The following is a 703-nucleotide window of genomic DNA, read 5'->3' as shown; positions in this document are numbered from 1 at the left end:
AATGCCATGGATTCCGTTCTCCCAGCTGCGTCCTAACCACCTTGACTAATGCTATATCTGATGGGTTAACTCATCTGTCCATTAGGGACTCGATACCTGCTCATGATTGGGTTAACCCGGCTTTTCCCTGTCTCCGCTAGCCGAAAAAAAAATTTCGCTCAGGTTATTGCTTTTTATTTGATGTCTGTGCTACGATTACTAATCGTATGGCGGGCGTAGCCAAGTGGTTAAGGCAGAGGATTGTGGTTCCTCCACTCGTGGGTTCGAATCCCATCGTTCGCCCTGAAGTCTATCACCTTATCCTAGCTGCAATAGCGGGATTTACTTAACCCGATAGTCGTACCGTTACACTTAATATGCACTCCATTCAGTCTTAGCACACGGGACGATTAGTGCATATCCCTTAGCAACAAAACTTAATTATTGACGGGTTAATCAATAAGCACAACTTAATCAATCTGTCAAATATCCATTCCTCCCCCCCAACCAAACACCGATAGGGTAACTCCCTTGTGATAGCAGTCAATGGCAAGCCTATCGGTTCGTTCCTCACCATTGACTGCTATCACATCGGTCGCACCCCCAAGAGTGTTTGTTCCGGTTGGGGGGAGGATATGTTTCCAAATCAACACGATAGCCGTAGGTAGTCGTAGAGGGGAACCTTCTAAGTAATCAATGTACAAAGATATCAGACCGCCTTTCC

General features: G+C 46.1%; 1 protein-coding gene and 1 tRNA gene. One reads left to right on the top strand and one right to left on the bottom strand.

What is annotated here, in order from left to right; genetic code table 11:
* The first annotated feature begins 209 nt into the window (after positions 1-209).
* Positions 210-282: transfer RNA gene (locus P5674_RS25510), tRNA-His, on the top strand.
* 179 nt (positions 283-461) lie between these two features.
* Here P5674_RS25510 and P5674_RS25505 read toward each other — a convergent pair.
* The coding region (locus P5674_RS25505; protein ID WP_315670454.1) for a hypothetical protein at positions 462-703 on the bottom strand (242 nt) is incomplete at its 5' end.

It is taken from the genome of Limnospira sp. PMC 289.06 (assembly GCF_032350395.1).
Taxonomy (GTDB): Bacteria; Cyanobacteriota; Cyanobacteriia; order Cyanobacteriales; family Microcoleaceae; genus Limnospira; species Limnospira platensis.
The sequence above is the reverse complement of the archived record's forward strand: the minus strand, read 5'-3'. Positions and strand labels throughout refer to the sequence as shown.